Origin of the sequence: Propioniciclava sp. (assembly GCF_029977985.1) — a bacterium.
Classification (GTDB): domain Bacteria; phylum Actinomycetota; class Actinomycetes; order Propionibacteriales; family Propionibacteriaceae; genus Propioniciclava.
Genome location: NZ_JARKOT010000129.1, coordinates 1 through 14660, shown reverse-complemented (window position 1 = coordinate 14660; position 14660 = coordinate 1). Strand labels below are relative to the sequence as shown.

Sequence of the window (14660 nt, the reverse complement as noted above, 5' to 3'; positions counted from 1 at the left end):
AGCTCAGAGATCGACGCCCAGATAGGTGCGCTTCACCCGGTCGTCCTCCAGCAGGTCGGCCCCCGTGTCCGAGAACATGATCTGTCCGACCTCCAACACGTAGCCGTAGGCCGAAAGCTGGAGCGCCGCCTGCGCATTCTGTTCGACCAACAGGATCGTCGTTCCTTCTGCCCGCAGGTCAGCGATGGTCCGCATGATGGTCTGCGTCATGATCGGCGAGAGGCCCATCGACGGCTCGTCCAGCATCAGGAGCTTCGGGCGGCTCATCATGGCCCGCCCGATGGCCAGCATCTGCTGCTCGCCCCCAGAGAAGAGCCCCGCCGCCTGGTTCCGCCTCTCCCCGAGCACCGGGAACAGCGTGTAGACCCGGTCGAGATCGGAACGGACACCGGCGGTGTCCCGCCGCGTGAAGGCGCCCAGCAGCAAGTTGTCCTCGACGCTCATGCGGGGGAACAGCCGGCGCCCCTCGGGCGACTGCGCGATGCCCCGCTTGACGATCTCGTGGGCCGGGACGCCGTCGATGCGCTCGCCGGCGAACCAGATCTCCCCCGACACCGGCTTGAGCAGCCCCGAGATGGTGCGCAGCGTCGTCGTCTTTCCGGCACCGTTCGTGCCGAGCAGCGACACGACCTGGCCCTGCTCCACCTCGAACGAGATGCCTTTCACCGCCTGGACCCGGCCGTAGGCCACCACGAGGTCCTTCACCTCAAGCATCGGTTCCTCCTCGCTTGTGGCGCGGCTTGATGATGGGGTTGACGGCGTTCGGGGGCATCTCCAGCACCGGCTGGCTCGGCCGCAGGTTCTCGGTGGACGCCGGCGGCTCCGGCTTGGCGTCCGGGTTGTCGATGGGGGCACCGATGTAGGCCTCGATGACCCGCGGATCGTTCTGCACCTGCTCGGGCGTTCCCTCCACCAGCACCTCGCCGCGCACGAGGCAGACCACCCGGTCGCACAGGCTGAAGATGAACCGCATGTCGTGCTCGATGACGAGCACGGCGATGTCGAGCCCACGCACCCGTTGGATCAGCTCCTCCGCGTCGCGGGTCTCCTGCGGGTTCATGCCTGCGGTCGGCTCGTCCAGCAGCAGCAGTTTGGGATCGAGCGCGAGGGCGCGCGCGATCTCCAGACGCCGCTGGTCGCCGTAGGGCAGGTTGCGGCTCAGCAGGTCGGTGGTGTGCCCGAGCCCGACGAAGTCGAGCCACCGCTGGGCCACCTCGCGGGTCTCGGCCTCCTCGCGGCGGTGGCGTGGCGTCCGGAAGATGGCGTCGATCGCGTTCGTCTTCGTCCGGCAGAAGCGGGCCACCATGACGTTCTCGAGCGCCGTCATGTTGTGGAACAGCCGGATGTTCTGGAACGTGCGCGCCACGCCCGCGGCCGCCACTTTCCGCGGCTTCGGCGGCAGCACCTCCCCGTCGAGCAGGACGCGGCCCGACGTCGGGGTGTACATGCCGGTGAGGCAGTTGAAGAACGTCGTCTTGCCGGCGCCGTTCGGGCCGATCAGGCCGAGGATCTCCCCGGCCGCGATGTGCAGCGACACCTGGTTGACGGCGGTCAGCCCGCCGAACTGCATGGTGACATCGGAAGCCTCGAGCAGGACGCGACCTTCCGGCGCGGGGCGCTGCGTCATCGGTTGGGTGCTGGTCACGGGCGGGGCTCCTTTCCGGACGCCGCCGGTGCGGACGGCTTGCCCTCGACGACCGAGCCGACCCGGTGGGCGGCCACGTCCTCGGCGATCTCCTCGGCGAGGTCCTCGTCCTCGTCGTGGAACTCGAGCTGGCGCCGCTCGTCGGGCAGGAGACCCTCTGGGCGGAACCGCATCATGACGACGAGGAGCAGGCCGAAGCTGAGCAGCCGGTAGTCGTCGAAGAAGCGCAGCTTCTCCGGCAAGAGCTTGAGCACGGCCGCCCCCACGAGGACGCCGCCCACGGTGCCCATGCCGCCGAGGACGATGCCGGCGACGAGGAAGGCCGACTCGAGGAAGATGTACTGGTCGGGCGTCACCGACACGTCGACGTGCGCCTTCACCGAGCCGGCGATGCCGGCGAGGAACGCGCCGCCGGCGAAGGCCAGCAGCTTGAGCCCGAACGTGTTGACGCCCATGGCATCGGCGGCGCGCTCGTCCTCGCGGATCGCGACCCAGCCGCGGCCGATGCGGCTGCGGTTCAGGTTCGTGAACACCATGATGATGAGGGCGATCACGAGCAGCAGCAGCCAGTAGTAGTTGGCGAACCGGCCGATGGTGACGCCGAAGATGTCGTGCGGCACCCCGAAGTCGAACCCGAAGAAGTCGAGGTTCGGGATGGCCGGGATGCCGTTCGACCCACGGGTCAGGTTGGGCCCGTCGGTGCCATCGAGGTTGTTCATCGTGATGCGGAAGATCTCGCCGAAGGCGAGGGTCACGATGGCGAGGTAGTCGCCGGAGACGCGCAGGGTCGGCGACCCGATGAGCAGGCCGAGCAGCGCCGAGATGCACCCCGAGATGAGCACGACGACCGGGAACGGCGGATGCCAGCCGATCGTGGCGAAGGCCGACTCGCTCAGCACGGCGGCCGTGAAGGCGCCCGCGCCGAGGAAGGCGATGTAGCCGAGGTCGAGCAGGCCGGCCAGGCCGACGACGATGTTGAGGCCCATCGCGGTCGCGGCGAAGATGAGGACGCCGGCCGCGACGCTCATGTTGGCGTCCGAGCCGTTCTGGGTGAACGGGAACGCGAACGCCACGACGAAGGCACTCAGCACCATCACCTTGCGGTTCGCGTTGGACGCCGCCGACAACCAGCCCATCAGGCCGAGCTGGGCAGCGACGTACACCGCCACCCCCACCCACACGGCGAAGCTGAAGAACGCGCCGGGGTCGTCCTGGTTGAGCGCGTGCGCAGCCGCGAAGAGCACGAACGCGAGCGCCGCCACGATGCCGAGGATCTGGATCCACGACGCCGACCGCATGCTCCGCAGCGTCGGGTCCTCCCCGCGCGGCAGCGTGCGCGTCCCGACGAGGGCCAGGACGCCGCCGGCGAGGGCCAGCCAACCGCCCGGCTCGACGGCCACGAGTCCGCCGAGTTCCAGCGCCGTCGAGACCAGCACGACGCCGACGAACGCGATTGCCGCGACCGCGGCGGCCCGCGCCCCGCGGTTGAAGTTGAGCCGCCGGCCGAGGCTGCGGCGTCCGGTGCCCCGGAACACCCAGGGCAGGACGAGGCAGAGCGCCAGGACGAGACCCAGAGCGAAGGCGCACCACTGGAGCGGCGACGGGGCACCGGGGTAGGTCATGTCGTCGAGGGCCGGACGGTAGGCCCACGTGAGGAAGGGAGCCACGAGGAGGAGGGCGGCTCCGGCGAGGGCGACGAGGCGTCCCGGCCCACGGTACTGCTCGAGGGAGGCGCGGCCGTTCATGCGCGGTCCACCACCTTCGCACCCATGAGCCCCTGGGGCCGGAACACGAGCACGAGGATGAGGAGCGCGAACGCCCACACGTCCTTCCACGCCGAGCTGCCGAACTGGCCCGGGATGTAGGTGGTCGCCATCGCCTCGACGACGCCGAGGGTCAGCCCGCCGACGACGGCGCCGTTGATGTTGCCGATGCCACCGAGGACGGCGGCGGTGAACGCCTTGAGGCCCGAGATGAAGCCCATGAGCGGGTCGATGTTGTTGTAGCGCAGCCCGTGGGCGATGCCGGCCACGGCGGCCAGCGCCGCACCGACGGCGAACGCCGTGGCGATCGCGCGGTCGACATTGATGCCCATCAAGCGGCTCGTGTCGGCGTCCTGGCTCGTGGCCTGCATGGCGCGGCCCATCCGCGTCTTGTTGACGAACCACCACAGCAGCACGGTGCACACCGCCAGCGCGGCGAGGGTGAAGATCGCCGAGAACTGGAAGGTGACGCCGCCCACGGCCACCGTGCGACCCGTGATGCCCTCGATGACCGGGAACGGGATGGCACGCCGGCTGTCGGGGAAGCCGGGGATGCGGCCGTAGAAGAGACGGACCGCCTCCTGGAGTGCGATGGAGATGCCGATCGCGGAGATGAGCGGAGCGAGGCGTGGCGCGCCCCGCAACGGCCGGTAGGCGAGCCGCTCCATGAGGAGCGCCGTGGCCACCGAGGTGAGGACGCCGCCCAGCACCATGGCGGGCAGGACCACGCCGAGCGCCATGCCCGCGCTGATGTTCGTGGGCGAACCCATGAGCATCCACGTCGTGTAGGCGCCGAACGCGCCCACCATGAAGATCTCGCCGTGGGCGAAGTTGATGAGCTGCACGATGCCGTAGACGACTGTGTAGCCCACGGCGATCAGCGCATACAGGGCGCCCAGGCTCAGGCCGTTCACCAGTTGCTGGAGGAAGAGGTCCATCGCTCTCCTAGTCGGCAAGGTGAGGAGCGGGACGCGACGGCGTCCCACTCCTCACCTCGTTGTGGTTTCGCTCCGGTCCGCTCAGGCGTCCTTGAAGTCCTCGGTCTTATCGGCGGCCCACTTGCCCTCGGTGACCTTGTAGACGGTGAGGACGCGCGACACCGAGTCGCCGTACTCGTCGAACGCGACCCGGCCCGAGGCGCCCTCGAAGTCGACCTTGCCGACCGCCTCGACCGTCGCCTGCCGAGCCGACGCCACGTCGGACGCCGACGCGAGCGACGTCTTGAGCCCCTCGATGATCGCGTTGGCCGCGTCGTAGGCGTACATGCCGTACGCCGAGTAGCCCTCGGCGTAGCCTGCCGCCGCATAGGCGTCCACGAACGCCTTGGCCGACGGCAGGGTCTCCGCGGGAGCACCCACCGACGTGGCGAGGTCGCCGTTCGACGTCGAGCCGGCGAGCTCGATGTAGGCGGCATCGAACAGGCCGTCGCCACCCATCAGCGGCACGTTGAGCCCGGCGCTCTTCATCTGCTGGCTGAGCGGGCCGGCGTTCGGGTACTCACCGCCGTAGTAGAGGGCCTTCGGGGACGCCGCGGCCACCTTGGTGATGACGGCCGAGTAGTCCTTGTCGTCGGGGTTGATGGTCTCGGCAGCGACGATCGTGCCCCCGCCCTCGGTGAAGGCCTTCGTGAAGGCCTCGACGAGACCCTGACCGTAGGCCTTCTTGTCGTGGACGGTCGCGACCTCCTTGATGCCGTTGTCGAGCAGGTACTTCGCCGCGAACGGGCCCTGCACGTCGTCGGTCGTGCAGGTACGGAAGTAGCTGTGGTAGGCGCGCTTGGGGTTGGCGAGGTCGGCACCCTTGGTGAGCGTCGGGTTCGTGTTCGCCGGAGAGATCAGGGTGATGTTGGCGGCGTCCAGCACCGGCTGCAGTGCCTGGCCGACCGAGCTGTTCAGCGGGCCGACGACTGCGATGACATCGGCGTCCCCGGCGAGCTTGGTGGCGGCGTTGCGGCCGGGATCCGGCTGCGCCTGGTCGTCCTCGGCCGCGAGCTCGAGCGTCCAGCCCGGGATGGCCCCGGACTCGTTGGCCTGCTTGATGGCCAGGTCGACCGAGTTGCGCATGCCGGTGCCCATGGCCGACAGACCACCCGACAGCGGGGCGATGAAGCCGATCTTGACGGTCTTGCCGGACGAGGCGGTGCCGGAGGTGCCGGCGGTCTCGGTGGTGGCCGTGCGGGAACCGCAGGCGCTCAGGGTGACCGTGGCGGCGAGACCGGCGAAGCCGGCGAGCACGGTACGACGAGAGATGGTCACGTGGTCCTCCTGTTGGGACGTTGCCGCAGGGTGTAGCGGTCTGGGCTGGCGCACAATCTAGGGCCACGGAGCCCGTTGTCCAGCGGGTTTCACGCCGAGAAATGTTGAAGTGATCGAGTCGTAATCGCTCCGTTACCGAACTCGGGGGCGGCCAGCGGCTTCCGACCTCGTCATCGGGTCCGTTGTGACAATCACGTGCCACCTCCGTACAGGGCCGGTTACACCGCGCAAGGCGCCTCTAGCATCCCGGGCCATGGGTCCATACGCCGCCGACGTCGCCCTGCTGCGCGGACGCGCCCGGCGTCCGGGCGACGTCGTGCGCCCCGGGGCGTGCGTCGCGCGGATCCGCGCGCTGCGGGAGGCGATCCGCCTGCAGTTGGGACTGGTCCTGCCGGAGGCCTACGCAGCGTTTCTCGCCGAGTGCAACGGCTTCAGCATCGCCGGCCTCCACCTCCTCGGGGTGGACGCCGACCTGGCCGACGACAGCTCGCCGCTGGCCGCACGTGGTTTCGCCGGCTGCCTGAGGGTCAACCTCGCGCGCGAGCAGGCCCGCATGACGACGCGTTGCCCGTCCCGGTTCCTCGTCGTCGCCGAGGCACGCGACCACATGTGGGGCATGAAGGAGGAAGGATCCTTCTGGCGGGTCGAACTGCACACGCTGCGCGAACTCGAGCGGTTCCCCGACGGTGCCACGCTGATGCACACGCTGGCCCGGGAGGCGGCGGGATGATGCCGGCGGCGTCCGTCGTGGTGTGACGGGGCGGGTCAGGGGTGCGGCAGGGGGCCGAGACCGCACTCGGGGGCGTCCGCGATGACGGCGGCGAGGGCGGCCGCGTTGCGGCCGTCCATGGGGGGCAGTCCGTCTGCGGGGAAGAACGCGACCTCGACGTTCTCCCCGTCGGCCGGGTGGGGGTCGCCGCTGACGTAGCGACAGCGGAAGGTGAAGTTGATGTACTGCGTCTGGTCGCCGTTGGCGTAGGTGACCAACTCGCTGACGTCGACCCAGACGAGGCGCTCGACCTCGGCCACGATCCCCGTCTCCTCGGCGACCTCGCGCAGGGCGGCGTCCCCCGGGTGCTCGCCGGGGTCGATGATGCCGGTGACGGGCGACCACGCACCGTTGTCGGCGCGGCGGGCGAGGAGCCAGGCGGGGCCCTCAGGGGTGTCGCGGTGCACGCACGCCGTCGCGCCCGAGAGCCACAGCGGCATCGTGCCGACGCGCCGGCGTAGGTCGAGGATGAAGTCGGGGGTGGCCATGGAGCCTCCTGGGCCGGCGTGGACAGCAGGAGAGCCACCTTGGGGAATCGAACCCCAGACCTACGCATTACGAGTGCGTCGCTCTACCGACTGAGCTAAGGTGGCGCGGCCTCACGGCCGAGGCACAACTATACAGATCGGCCGTAGCGCACGCGAACGCGCGCGGAGGCCAGCCGGACGCGCGCGGGGCTCGGCTGAGGAGGTAAGTGACATCGGCTTTCTGACATAGGGATTCTTGGCACGTGCCACGATTTCCTAGGTCAGAAACGTGACCGACCCCTCACGGGCAGGACGCCGGCGGCGGTCCGTCCCCGGTCAGGACCCCGCGCACAGCCGCGTCGACGCACGTGGAGCCCCGGCCGTACGCCACATGGCCCGTACCGGGCGTGGTGAGCAGGGTCGCACCGAGGTCGGCCGCCAGCGCCTGCGACCAGGCGTAGGGCGTCACCGGGTCGCCGCGCTCCCCCAGCACCACCACCGTGCCCCCCGGCGCCGCGGGCAGCGGCAACGGCTCGGCCGGGGCGGCCGTCCAGCCCACGCACAGCCACGGCGCCCCCATCGCCGACCCGAACACCGGCGCGGCCGCCCGCTCCGCCGCCCAGCGCTCCCGCGCCAGCGCGGGGGTCCGCACGTCGTCGTCCGCGCAGTACGTCGCCGTGAACGCGGCCACCAGCCCCGAGTAGGAGCCGTCTGGCCGGCGTCCGTTCGCGGCGTCCGCGGCGCCCAGCAGGCCGGAGCCATCGCCCGCCTCCGCCGCCGCGACCGCCGCCAGCAACGCCGCCCGCGTCCCCTCACCGCCGCCCAGCAGTGTGACCAGCCCGGCGGTCGCCAACGTCTGGGTCAGCACGCGATCCTCGACGGCGAGGGGCTTGCTGTCCAGCCCGTCCAGCAGCGCGGTGACTCGGGCCTCGCCGTCGGGGCCGAGGCGGGCGAGCGCGTCCTCGAAGCCGGCCGCCTGCGGCACGCCCGGCGGGCGCCGCGGCTCCACCCCGGCGTCGAGCACCATCCGCCCCACCCGCTCACCGAAGAGTGCGGCGTACGCGGCGCCGATCGCCGTGCCATAGGACGCGCCGTAGTACGTCAGCCGCTCCTCCCCCACCGCTGCCCGCAGCAGGTCGAGGTCCCGCGCAGTGTCCTGGACCGACAGATGGTCGAGCAGGACGCCCGACCGCTCCCGGCAGGCCTCGGCGTAGGCCCGCGAACCCGCGAGGAGGGCGTCCACCTCGGCCTGGTCGTCGGGTGAGTTGTCGAGCGCGAGGTACGCGTCGGTGCCCGCACCGTCGGTGCACGATACGGGGGCCGACCCGCCGACACCGCGCGGATCCCACCCCACGATGTCGTACCGTTCGAGCCCCGTGCGGTCGAACGCCGCCGCGAAACTGCGCCCCGACCCGCCCGGGCCGCCCGGGTTCACGAACACCGCGCCCAACGAGGGCTGTTCGGAGGCCGGCACGCGCACCACAGCCAGCTCGAGCGTGCCTGCCGCCGGGTCGTCGTGGTCGACCGGCACCGCGAGAGTGGCGCACGTGCCGAACGCGCACGGCTGCCAGTCCAGCCGGGTGGACGCCACCGGCGTCGGCGTGGCGGGGGTCGGCGACGGGAAGGCCGCGGGCGCACACCCCGCGGGGACCGCGCAAACGACGAGCGCGGCCAAGCCGGCCGCGCTCGAACGCAAGGTGCCCCGGACGGGCACGCGGGGTCAGGCCTCCCGTGCCGCGCGGTCGGCGGAACGGCGAGCGCGGAACCCGCGGTCGACGGCCCAGCCGCCGGCGCCGACGCTCATGAACAACACGCCGACGGCCGCGAGCAGCAACTCCAACTCACCGATGAAACCCGCTTCGCCCGCCGCGAACGGGCTCCACGACTGGCCCCACAGCACGAACACGAGCGCGCCCACCGTGATCAGCACGACGCCCAGCCCCGCAACGCGCGTGAGCAGGCCGAACACGAGGGCGATCGCGATCGCCACCTCTGCAGCCCCCACCACGACGGCCAGGATCGACGGGTACGGCAGCAAGGTCCGCCCGATCATGTCCGTCGTCGCCGGAATGTTCAGCAGCTTGTTGACGCCGTGGATGCCGAAGATGGCCGCCGTCACCAGCCGCAGGAGGAACAGTCCCAACGAGGGCAGGAACTTGTCAGTGTTGCGCGTCGTCACGATCTTTTCCGTCACGACCTCGCGCACGGCCGGAGCCGCCGCCCGACGCTCGGCGTGGGCCGCGGCCACCGCCGCGGGACGGTTCGCAGGCACCACCGGCGCCACCGGCGCCGGATTGAGGGCGTCGAGGCGCGCCTGGCGCCGCGCCGCCCGTTCGGCCTGCAGCCGCTCGTGCTCTGCCCGCACGGACTGGTTGGTGAAGCCGACCGCCTGCTGGGCCGCTTCCTTGCGGAACAGGGTGCCGTCGTCGTCGATCCGGCTGCTGCCGGTCGCGCTGACGGGGGTGCCGATCGGCTCGTCGGCCGCCACCTCGTCCTTGGTCACGACGTGCGAGCCGGCCGGCTCGTCGGAGGCCGCACTCGGCGACTCGTCGTCCCACGTCTGCTCGGCGGTGGTGTCCTCGTCGTGCACATCGCGTTCGTCAGCCATCGGGGGCCCTTCGGTCGGAAAATCAGTCACACCCATCGTCGCAAAGGTGGCGGGGGTTCCCGCGCAGCGACACGGCCGGACGCTCAGGCGTGCAGGCTGATCATGAGCGATTCGACGGCCAACTGGGGGGCGACGTTGGCTTCGAGTGCTTCCCGACAAGCAAGGATGGCGTCCAGCCGGGCGAGTGTCTGATCGGGGGTGCTGCGCCGGGCCAGGGCGGTGAGCTCGCCGGACAGGTCGGCGTTGATGATGCGCTTGGTCGCGTCGGTCTGCACCGCCAGCACGTCACGGTAGTAGGTGGTGAACTCGGTCAGGACCCGGTCGAGCGCGTCCCGCTGCAGTCGTTTGGCGCGGGCTTTCTGCTGGTCCTCCAGATCGCGCAGCGCGCCCGTGTTGCGTGGCCGCGCCCCCTTGGTTCCCAGGCCGAGCGCCTCCGACAGTTCGGCGCGCTCGCGCGCGTCGACCTCGGCGGTCGCCTGGGACGCCTCCTCGGCCGCCGCCTCCACCACGTTCGCGGCGGCCTGCAGGCAGGCCCCGAGCGTCGTGAGCGCGCTGGGGATACGCAGCACCTCGGCGCGGCGGCGCCTGACGTCCTCACTGCGGGCGAGGGCGCGAGCCCGGCCGATGTGCCCTTGCGCGACCCGCGCCGCGTGTGCGGCCAGCTCATAGGGGACGCCGTCGCGCCCGGCCAGCAGTGCGGTGACCGCCTCGTCGGAGGGGGTGGCCAGTTCGAGCAGACGACAGCGCGAGCGGATCGTGCGCACCACGTCGTCGGCCGTCGGTGCGCAGAGGATCCAGACCGTCCGCGCCGCAGGCTCCTCGATCGCCTTGAGCAGTGCGTCCGCGCCCCGCTCGGTGACACGGTCGGCGTCCTCGACCACGATGACCTGCGCGCGGCCAAGGGTGGGCGCCATCGCGGCGCGGCGCACGAGTTCACGCACATCGTCGACCCCGATCGAGAGCTGTTCGGTGCGCACGAGCGTCACGTCGGGATGGGCACCGGACAAGGCCGTTCGACACGCGCGGCAGTCGCCGCAGCCCCCGTCGGGGCACTGCAGCGCGGCCGCGAACGCGCGCGCCGCGTTGGACCGCCCCGACCCCGGTGGCCCCGTGAACAGCCACGCGTGCGTCATCGCGTGCCGCCCGCCGGCGACCGCGCGGACCAGTGTCTCGACGGCGCGCTCCTGGCCGACCAACTCGGCCCAGACGCCCCGGCCTGCCTGCGTCGCGGTGCTCATGGCTCCAGGGTGGCGGCAGGGTCCGACAGTTCGGCGCGGAACAGGGCGCCCAGCACCCCGCGCCGGGAGACGTCGGGGCCGTCACCGACGGCGTCCGGATCGACGAGCAGCGACGCGACGCGTTCGCGCACCGCGTGCGCGATGGCCCCACGGTCGTCGCGGGCGGGTAGGACCAGGTAGTGCGCGGGGTCGCGCGCGGCAAGCTCGAGGAACCCCTCGCGGACGCGGGCGTGGAAGTCGCCCCCCGCCGACTCCATGCGGTCGGCATCGCCCGCGCTGGCCAGGCCCGCCCTGTGATCGAGGTCGAGCAGAACGGTGAGGTCGGGGCGGAGATCGCCGGTGGCCCAGCGGTTGATCCGCTCGACCGCTCCGGTCTCCAGGACCCTGCCGGCACCCTGGTAGGCCAGCGTGGAGTCCACGTAGCGGTCGCTCACGACGACCGCCCCCCGTTCGAGCGCCGGCTCCACCACGGACGCCACGTGTTGCGCCTTGTCGGCGGCGAACAGCAGGGCTTCGGCGCGCGGAGCGAGGTTCTCGGTCGAGCGACTCAACAAGATGTGCCGGATCTGTGCGTTGACCGGCCCGTCACCCGGCTCGAACGTGCGGACGACGTCGCGGCCCTGGGCAATCAGCCAGTCGGTGAGCAGTTCGGCCTGCGTCGACTTGCCGACACCGTCGCCGCCCTCGAACACGATGAAGATCCCTCGCACGCAGGCAATCCTAAGCTCACCAGCCGGAATGGTTCGGGCCGCGCTGGGGTTCACTGGGAACGAGGGCCGACGACCCCCGGCCCCGCGGACGACAAGCAAAGGAACCAGTGACGATGACGCACTCCCAGACCTCCGGAGGTTCGCCGGTCGAGAGCGATGCCCATTCCCTCAGCGTGGGAGCGAATGGTCCGCTGCTGCTGCACGACGTACACCTCGTCGAGACGCTCGCCCACTTCAACCGCGAGAACGTCCCGGAGCGGCGTCCCCATGCGAAGGGCTCGGGCGCGTTCGGCTCGTTCACGGTGACGCAGGACGTGTCGCAGTGGACGAAGGCCGCGCTCTTCCAGCCGGGCACGACGACCCGCACGCTGCTGCGCTTCTCCACGGTGGCCGGCGAGCTCGGCTCGCCCGACACGTGGCGCGACGTGCGTGGGTTCGCGCTTCGCTTCTACACCACCGACGGTAACTATGACCTCGTGGGCAACAACACGCCGGTCTTCTTCGTGCGCGACCCGATGAAGTTCCCCCACTTCATCCGCAGCCAGAAGCGCCTGCCCGACTCGGGCCTGCGCGACGCCACCATGCAGTGGGACTTCTGGACGCTGTCGCCCGAGTCGGCCCACCAGGTCACCTACCTCATGGGCGACCGGGGGCTGCCCAGGACGTGGCGGCACATGAACGGCTACGGCTCGCACACCTACCAGTGGGTGAACGCCGCCGGCGAGCGGTTCTGGGTGAAGTACCACTTCCACACCCAACAGGGGATGGAGTTCCTGTCCAACGACGAGGCCAAGAAGCTCGCCGGCGAGGACGCCGAATACCACCGCCGCGACCTGTTCGACGCGATCAAGCGGGGCGACTACCCGAAGTGGACGATGTCCGTCCAGGTGATGGGGTACGAGGAGGCGAAGACGTACCGCCTCAACCCGTTCGACCTCACCAAGGTGTGGCCGCACGCCGACTTCCCGCTGCACGAGGTCGGTGTCCTGGAGCTCAACGAGAACCCGACGAACTTCTTCGCCGAGATCGAGCAGGCGGCCTTCGCGCCGTCGAACATCGTGCCGGGCATCGGCTTCTCGCCCGACAAGATGCTGCTCGGCCGCGTCTTCGGCTACGCGGACGCCCACCGCGCCCGCATCGGCGCCAACTTCCACCAGCTGCCGGTGAACCAGCCGCAAGGTCTCGAGGGCGGCCCCGACGCGGTCAACCAGTGGATGTTCGACGGCCACATGGCGTTCCACCACTCCGGCGACCAGGCGGTCTATGCGCCGAATTCGCTCGGCCGGCCCTACTCGGAGTGGCAGGGCGAGGTGGCCGAGGGTTGGGAATCCGACGGGGCCATGGTCCGCGCGGCCTACACGCTGCGGGAGGACGACGACGACTTCAGCCAGCCCGGCACCCTCGTGCGCGACGTCTTCGACGACGCCGCCCGCGACCGTCTCGTCGAGACCCTCACCGACCAGCTGAGGCAGATCACGCGGGACGAGGTCGCCGATCGCTTCGTCTGGTACTGGACGTCGATCGATCAGGGCATCGGCTCGCGCCTGAAGGCCAACGTCAAGGGCTGATCGCGCACCGCCCGCCTCACCTCCGCACGCCCCGGCCCCGCTAGGATCCGGGGCGTGCACGTGTTCGTGGTGTCCTGCACGCTGGTGAAGCCGGACGGCGACCTGCTCGTGGTCCGCAAGCGGGGCACCAGGGTGTTCATGCTGCCCGGCGGCAAGGTCGAGCCCGGCGAGACCCACCTCGAGGCCGTCTGCCGCGAGGTGCGCGAGGAGGTCGGGCTCACCCTCGATCCGGACGCCGTCGCCCTCCTCGGCACGTGGTCGGCCGCCGCGGCGAACGAGCCGGGGTGGACGATCACCTCCGACGTCTTCGGCGCGCCGCTGGGGGGCGAGCCGACGGCGTCCGGGGAGATCGAGGAGCTGGCCTGGGTGAGCGTGACCGAGCCGGCGGCGTCCGGGCTGGCGCTCGCGCCCCTGCTGACCGAGCACGTCCTGGGGGCCCTGCGCGTGGGCTGAGGCTCAGGCGAGGTCGCGTTCGTAGACGCGCAGGAGGGGGTGGGGGGCGAAGTCGGTGCGCTCGGTGACGCCGGTGGGGCGCCAGCCGAGGCGCGTGTAGAACCGGATGGCGCGCGCGTTCTCGACGAGGACGCGGAGGCGGGCGTGCGTGTGACCGCCCGCGCGCAGGTGGTCGAGCACTGCGTCGTGAACCTGTTCGGCCAGCCCACTGCCCCACGTGTCCCGCGCGGTACCGAGGTGGAGGAACTCCTCGCCGCGGGTCGCGGCGAACCCGGCGATACGCCGGTGCAGCACGACCGCGAAACAGTCGACGGCGGGGTCGGCGAGCTCGGCGAGCCAGCGCTCCCGAATGCGCTCGGTCGGGAACGGGTTCTGGTCCTGGGGAAAGATGTGGCCGAGCGCCTCGACAGCACCCTCGCGCTGCACCACGAGCAACTCGTCGAGATCGGCCAGGGTCAGGGGGCGCAGCACGGACATGGGGAGCCACGGTAGCAGCGGCCTCGCCACGCGGGCGGCGGAAGCGCGACCGGCGACAGTGCGACCGGCGCGCGCCTACTGCTTCTTCGCCGCGGCGCGACGCGTGGTGCGCTTGGGCGCCGGACCCTTGGCGCGCTTCTCGGCCAGGAGCTCGGCAGCCCGCTCGAGAGTGATCGCCTCGACGGAGTCCGCTTTGCGCAGCGTGGCGTTGACCTCGCCGTCGGTCACGTACGGCCCGAAGCGGCCGTCCTTGACGACGACGGGCTTGCCGGAGGCCGGGTCGGCCCCGAGTTCCTTCAACGGGCCGGACGCCGCCGCCCGCCGCCCGCGCGTCTTGGGTTCGGCGAAGATCGCGGCTGCCTGCTCCAGCGTGACCGTGAACAGTTCGTCCTCCGACCCGAGCGACCGCGAGTCCGTGCCCTTCTTCAGGTAGGGCCCGTAGCGGCCGTTCTGCGCGGTGACCTCCTCGCCGTCGATCTCGCCCACCACCCGGGGCAGGCTCATGAGCCGCAGCGCGTCGGCCAGCGTGACCCCCTCGAGCGTCATCTCCTTGAACAGCGACGCCGTCCGCGGCTTCGCCGACTTCGGCGCGTCCTCGCCCAGCACCTCGGTCACGTACGGCCCGAACCGGCCGTTCTTTGCGACCACCGCGTTCCCGGACGCCGGATCCACGCCGAGTGGCCGCTCCATGCCCGCGGGAGTCGCCA

General features: G+C 71.1%; 15 protein-coding genes and 1 tRNA gene. 3 read left to right on the top strand and 13 right to left on the bottom strand.

The features are described from left to right. Nucleotides 1-3 precede the first annotated feature (3 nt). From Q1K57_RS08220 to Q1K57_RS08200, 5 genes are all read right to left on the bottom strand, one after another. Nucleotides 4-714 (bottom strand): ABC transporter ATP-binding protein, encoded by a 711-nt coding sequence (locus tag Q1K57_RS08220; protein WP_300080819.1) that lies wholly within the window; start codon nt 712-714, stop codon nt 4-6. After that, the gene (locus Q1K57_RS08215; protein ID WP_300080816.1) at nt 707-1645 is read right to left on the bottom strand and encodes an ABC transporter ATP-binding protein; all 939 of its coding nucleotides are present in this window, start codon (nt 1643-1645) and stop codon (nt 707-709) included. The genes Q1K57_RS08220 and Q1K57_RS08215 overlap by 8 nt, the downstream gene beginning before the upstream one ends. Beyond that, entirely contained in the window at nt 1642-3390 is a 1749-nt protein-coding gene (locus Q1K57_RS08210; protein ID WP_300080813.1) for a branched-chain amino acid ABC transporter permease, read from the bottom strand. Before Q1K57_RS08210 ends, Q1K57_RS08215 begins: the two co-directional genes overlap by 4 nt. After that, the gene (locus Q1K57_RS08205) at nt 3387-4346 is read right to left on the bottom strand and encodes a branched-chain amino acid ABC transporter permease (protein ID WP_300080810.1); all 960 of its coding nucleotides are present in this window, start codon (nt 4344-4346) and stop codon (nt 3387-3389) included. The genes Q1K57_RS08210 and Q1K57_RS08205 overlap by 4 nt, the downstream gene beginning before the upstream one ends. Nucleotides 4347-4427: 81 nt before the next feature. Beyond that, entirely contained in the window at nt 4428-5663 is a 1236-nt protein-coding gene (locus Q1K57_RS08200; RefSeq protein WP_300080807.1) for a branched-chain amino acid ABC transporter substrate-binding protein, read from the bottom strand. Nucleotides 5664-5916: 253 nt separating this feature from the next. Here Q1K57_RS08200 and Q1K57_RS08195 point away from each other — a divergent pair, with 253 nt between their 5' ends. Beyond that, nucleotides 5917-6393 carry a hypothetical protein gene (locus tag Q1K57_RS08195; protein WP_300080804.1) on the top strand — a complete coding sequence of 159 codons (477 nt, stop codon included), beginning with the start codon at nt 5917-5919 and terminating at the stop codon, nt 6391-6393. Nucleotides 6394-6428: 35 nt separating this feature from the next. Here the strand turns inward: Q1K57_RS08195 and Q1K57_RS08190 are convergent, their stop codons facing one another. The 6 genes from Q1K57_RS08190 to tmk form a co-directional block, all read right to left on the bottom strand. Further along, nucleotides 6429-6920, bottom strand: coding sequence for an NUDIX domain-containing protein (locus tag Q1K57_RS08190; protein WP_300080801.1), 492 nt, complete (start codon nt 6918-6920; stop codon nt 6429-6431). 32 nt (nt 6921-6952) lie between these two features. Continuing rightward, nucleotides 6953-7025 (bottom strand) — tRNA-Thr (locus tag Q1K57_RS08185). A 175-nt stretch (nt 7026-7200) separates the two neighbouring features. Next, nucleotides 7201-8490, bottom strand: a complete 1290-nt coding sequence (locus Q1K57_RS08180; protein ID WP_300080799.1) for an alpha/beta hydrolase — start codon at nt 8488-8490, stop codon at nt 7201-7203. Nucleotides 8491-8619: 129 nt separating this feature from the next. Next, nucleotides 8620-9507 carry a DoxX family protein gene (locus Q1K57_RS08175; RefSeq protein ID WP_300080797.1) on the bottom strand — a complete coding sequence of 296 codons (888 nt, stop codon included), beginning with the start codon at nt 9505-9507 and terminating at the stop codon, nt 8620-8622. Nucleotides 9508-9590: 83 nt separating this feature from the next. Further along, nucleotides 9591-10745 (bottom strand): DNA polymerase III subunit delta', encoded by a 1155-nt coding sequence (locus Q1K57_RS08170; protein ID WP_300080795.1) that lies wholly within the window; start codon nt 10743-10745, stop codon nt 9591-9593. After that, nucleotides 10742-11455 (bottom strand): dTMP kinase, encoded by a 714-nt coding sequence (gene tmk, locus Q1K57_RS08165; protein WP_300080794.1) that lies wholly within the window; start codon nt 11453-11455, stop codon nt 10742-10744. Before tmk ends, Q1K57_RS08170 begins: the two co-directional genes overlap by 4 nt. A gap of 113 nt (nt 11456-11568) precedes the next feature. Between tmk and Q1K57_RS08160 the strand changes: the two genes are divergently transcribed. Both Q1K57_RS08160 and Q1K57_RS08155 read left to right on the top strand, forming a co-directional pair. Next, on the top strand, nt 11569-13023 hold the full coding sequence (locus tag Q1K57_RS08160; protein ID WP_300080792.1) for a catalase: 1455 nt from the start codon (nt 11569-11571) through the stop codon (nt 13021-13023). Nucleotides 13024-13077: 54 nt separating this feature from the next. Continuing rightward, entirely contained in the window at nt 13078-13476 is a 399-nt protein-coding gene (locus Q1K57_RS08155) for an NUDIX domain-containing protein (protein ID WP_300080790.1), read from the top strand. Nucleotides 13477-13479: 3 nt separating this feature from the next. On the opposite strand, the gene Q1K57_RS08150 is transcribed toward Q1K57_RS08155, so the two are convergent. Both Q1K57_RS08150 and Q1K57_RS08145 read right to left on the bottom strand, forming a co-directional pair. Next, nucleotides 13480-13953: a GNAT family protein gene (locus Q1K57_RS08150; RefSeq protein WP_300080788.1), complete on the bottom strand. Its 474-nt coding sequence runs from the start codon at nt 13951-13953 to the stop codon at nt 13480-13482. A 75-nt stretch (nt 13954-14028) separates the two neighbouring features. After that, nucleotides 14029-14660, bottom strand: a 632-nt coding sequence (locus tag Q1K57_RS08145) for a topoisomerase C-terminal repeat-containing protein (RefSeq protein WP_300080786.1), incomplete at its 5' end; no start/stop codon positions are given.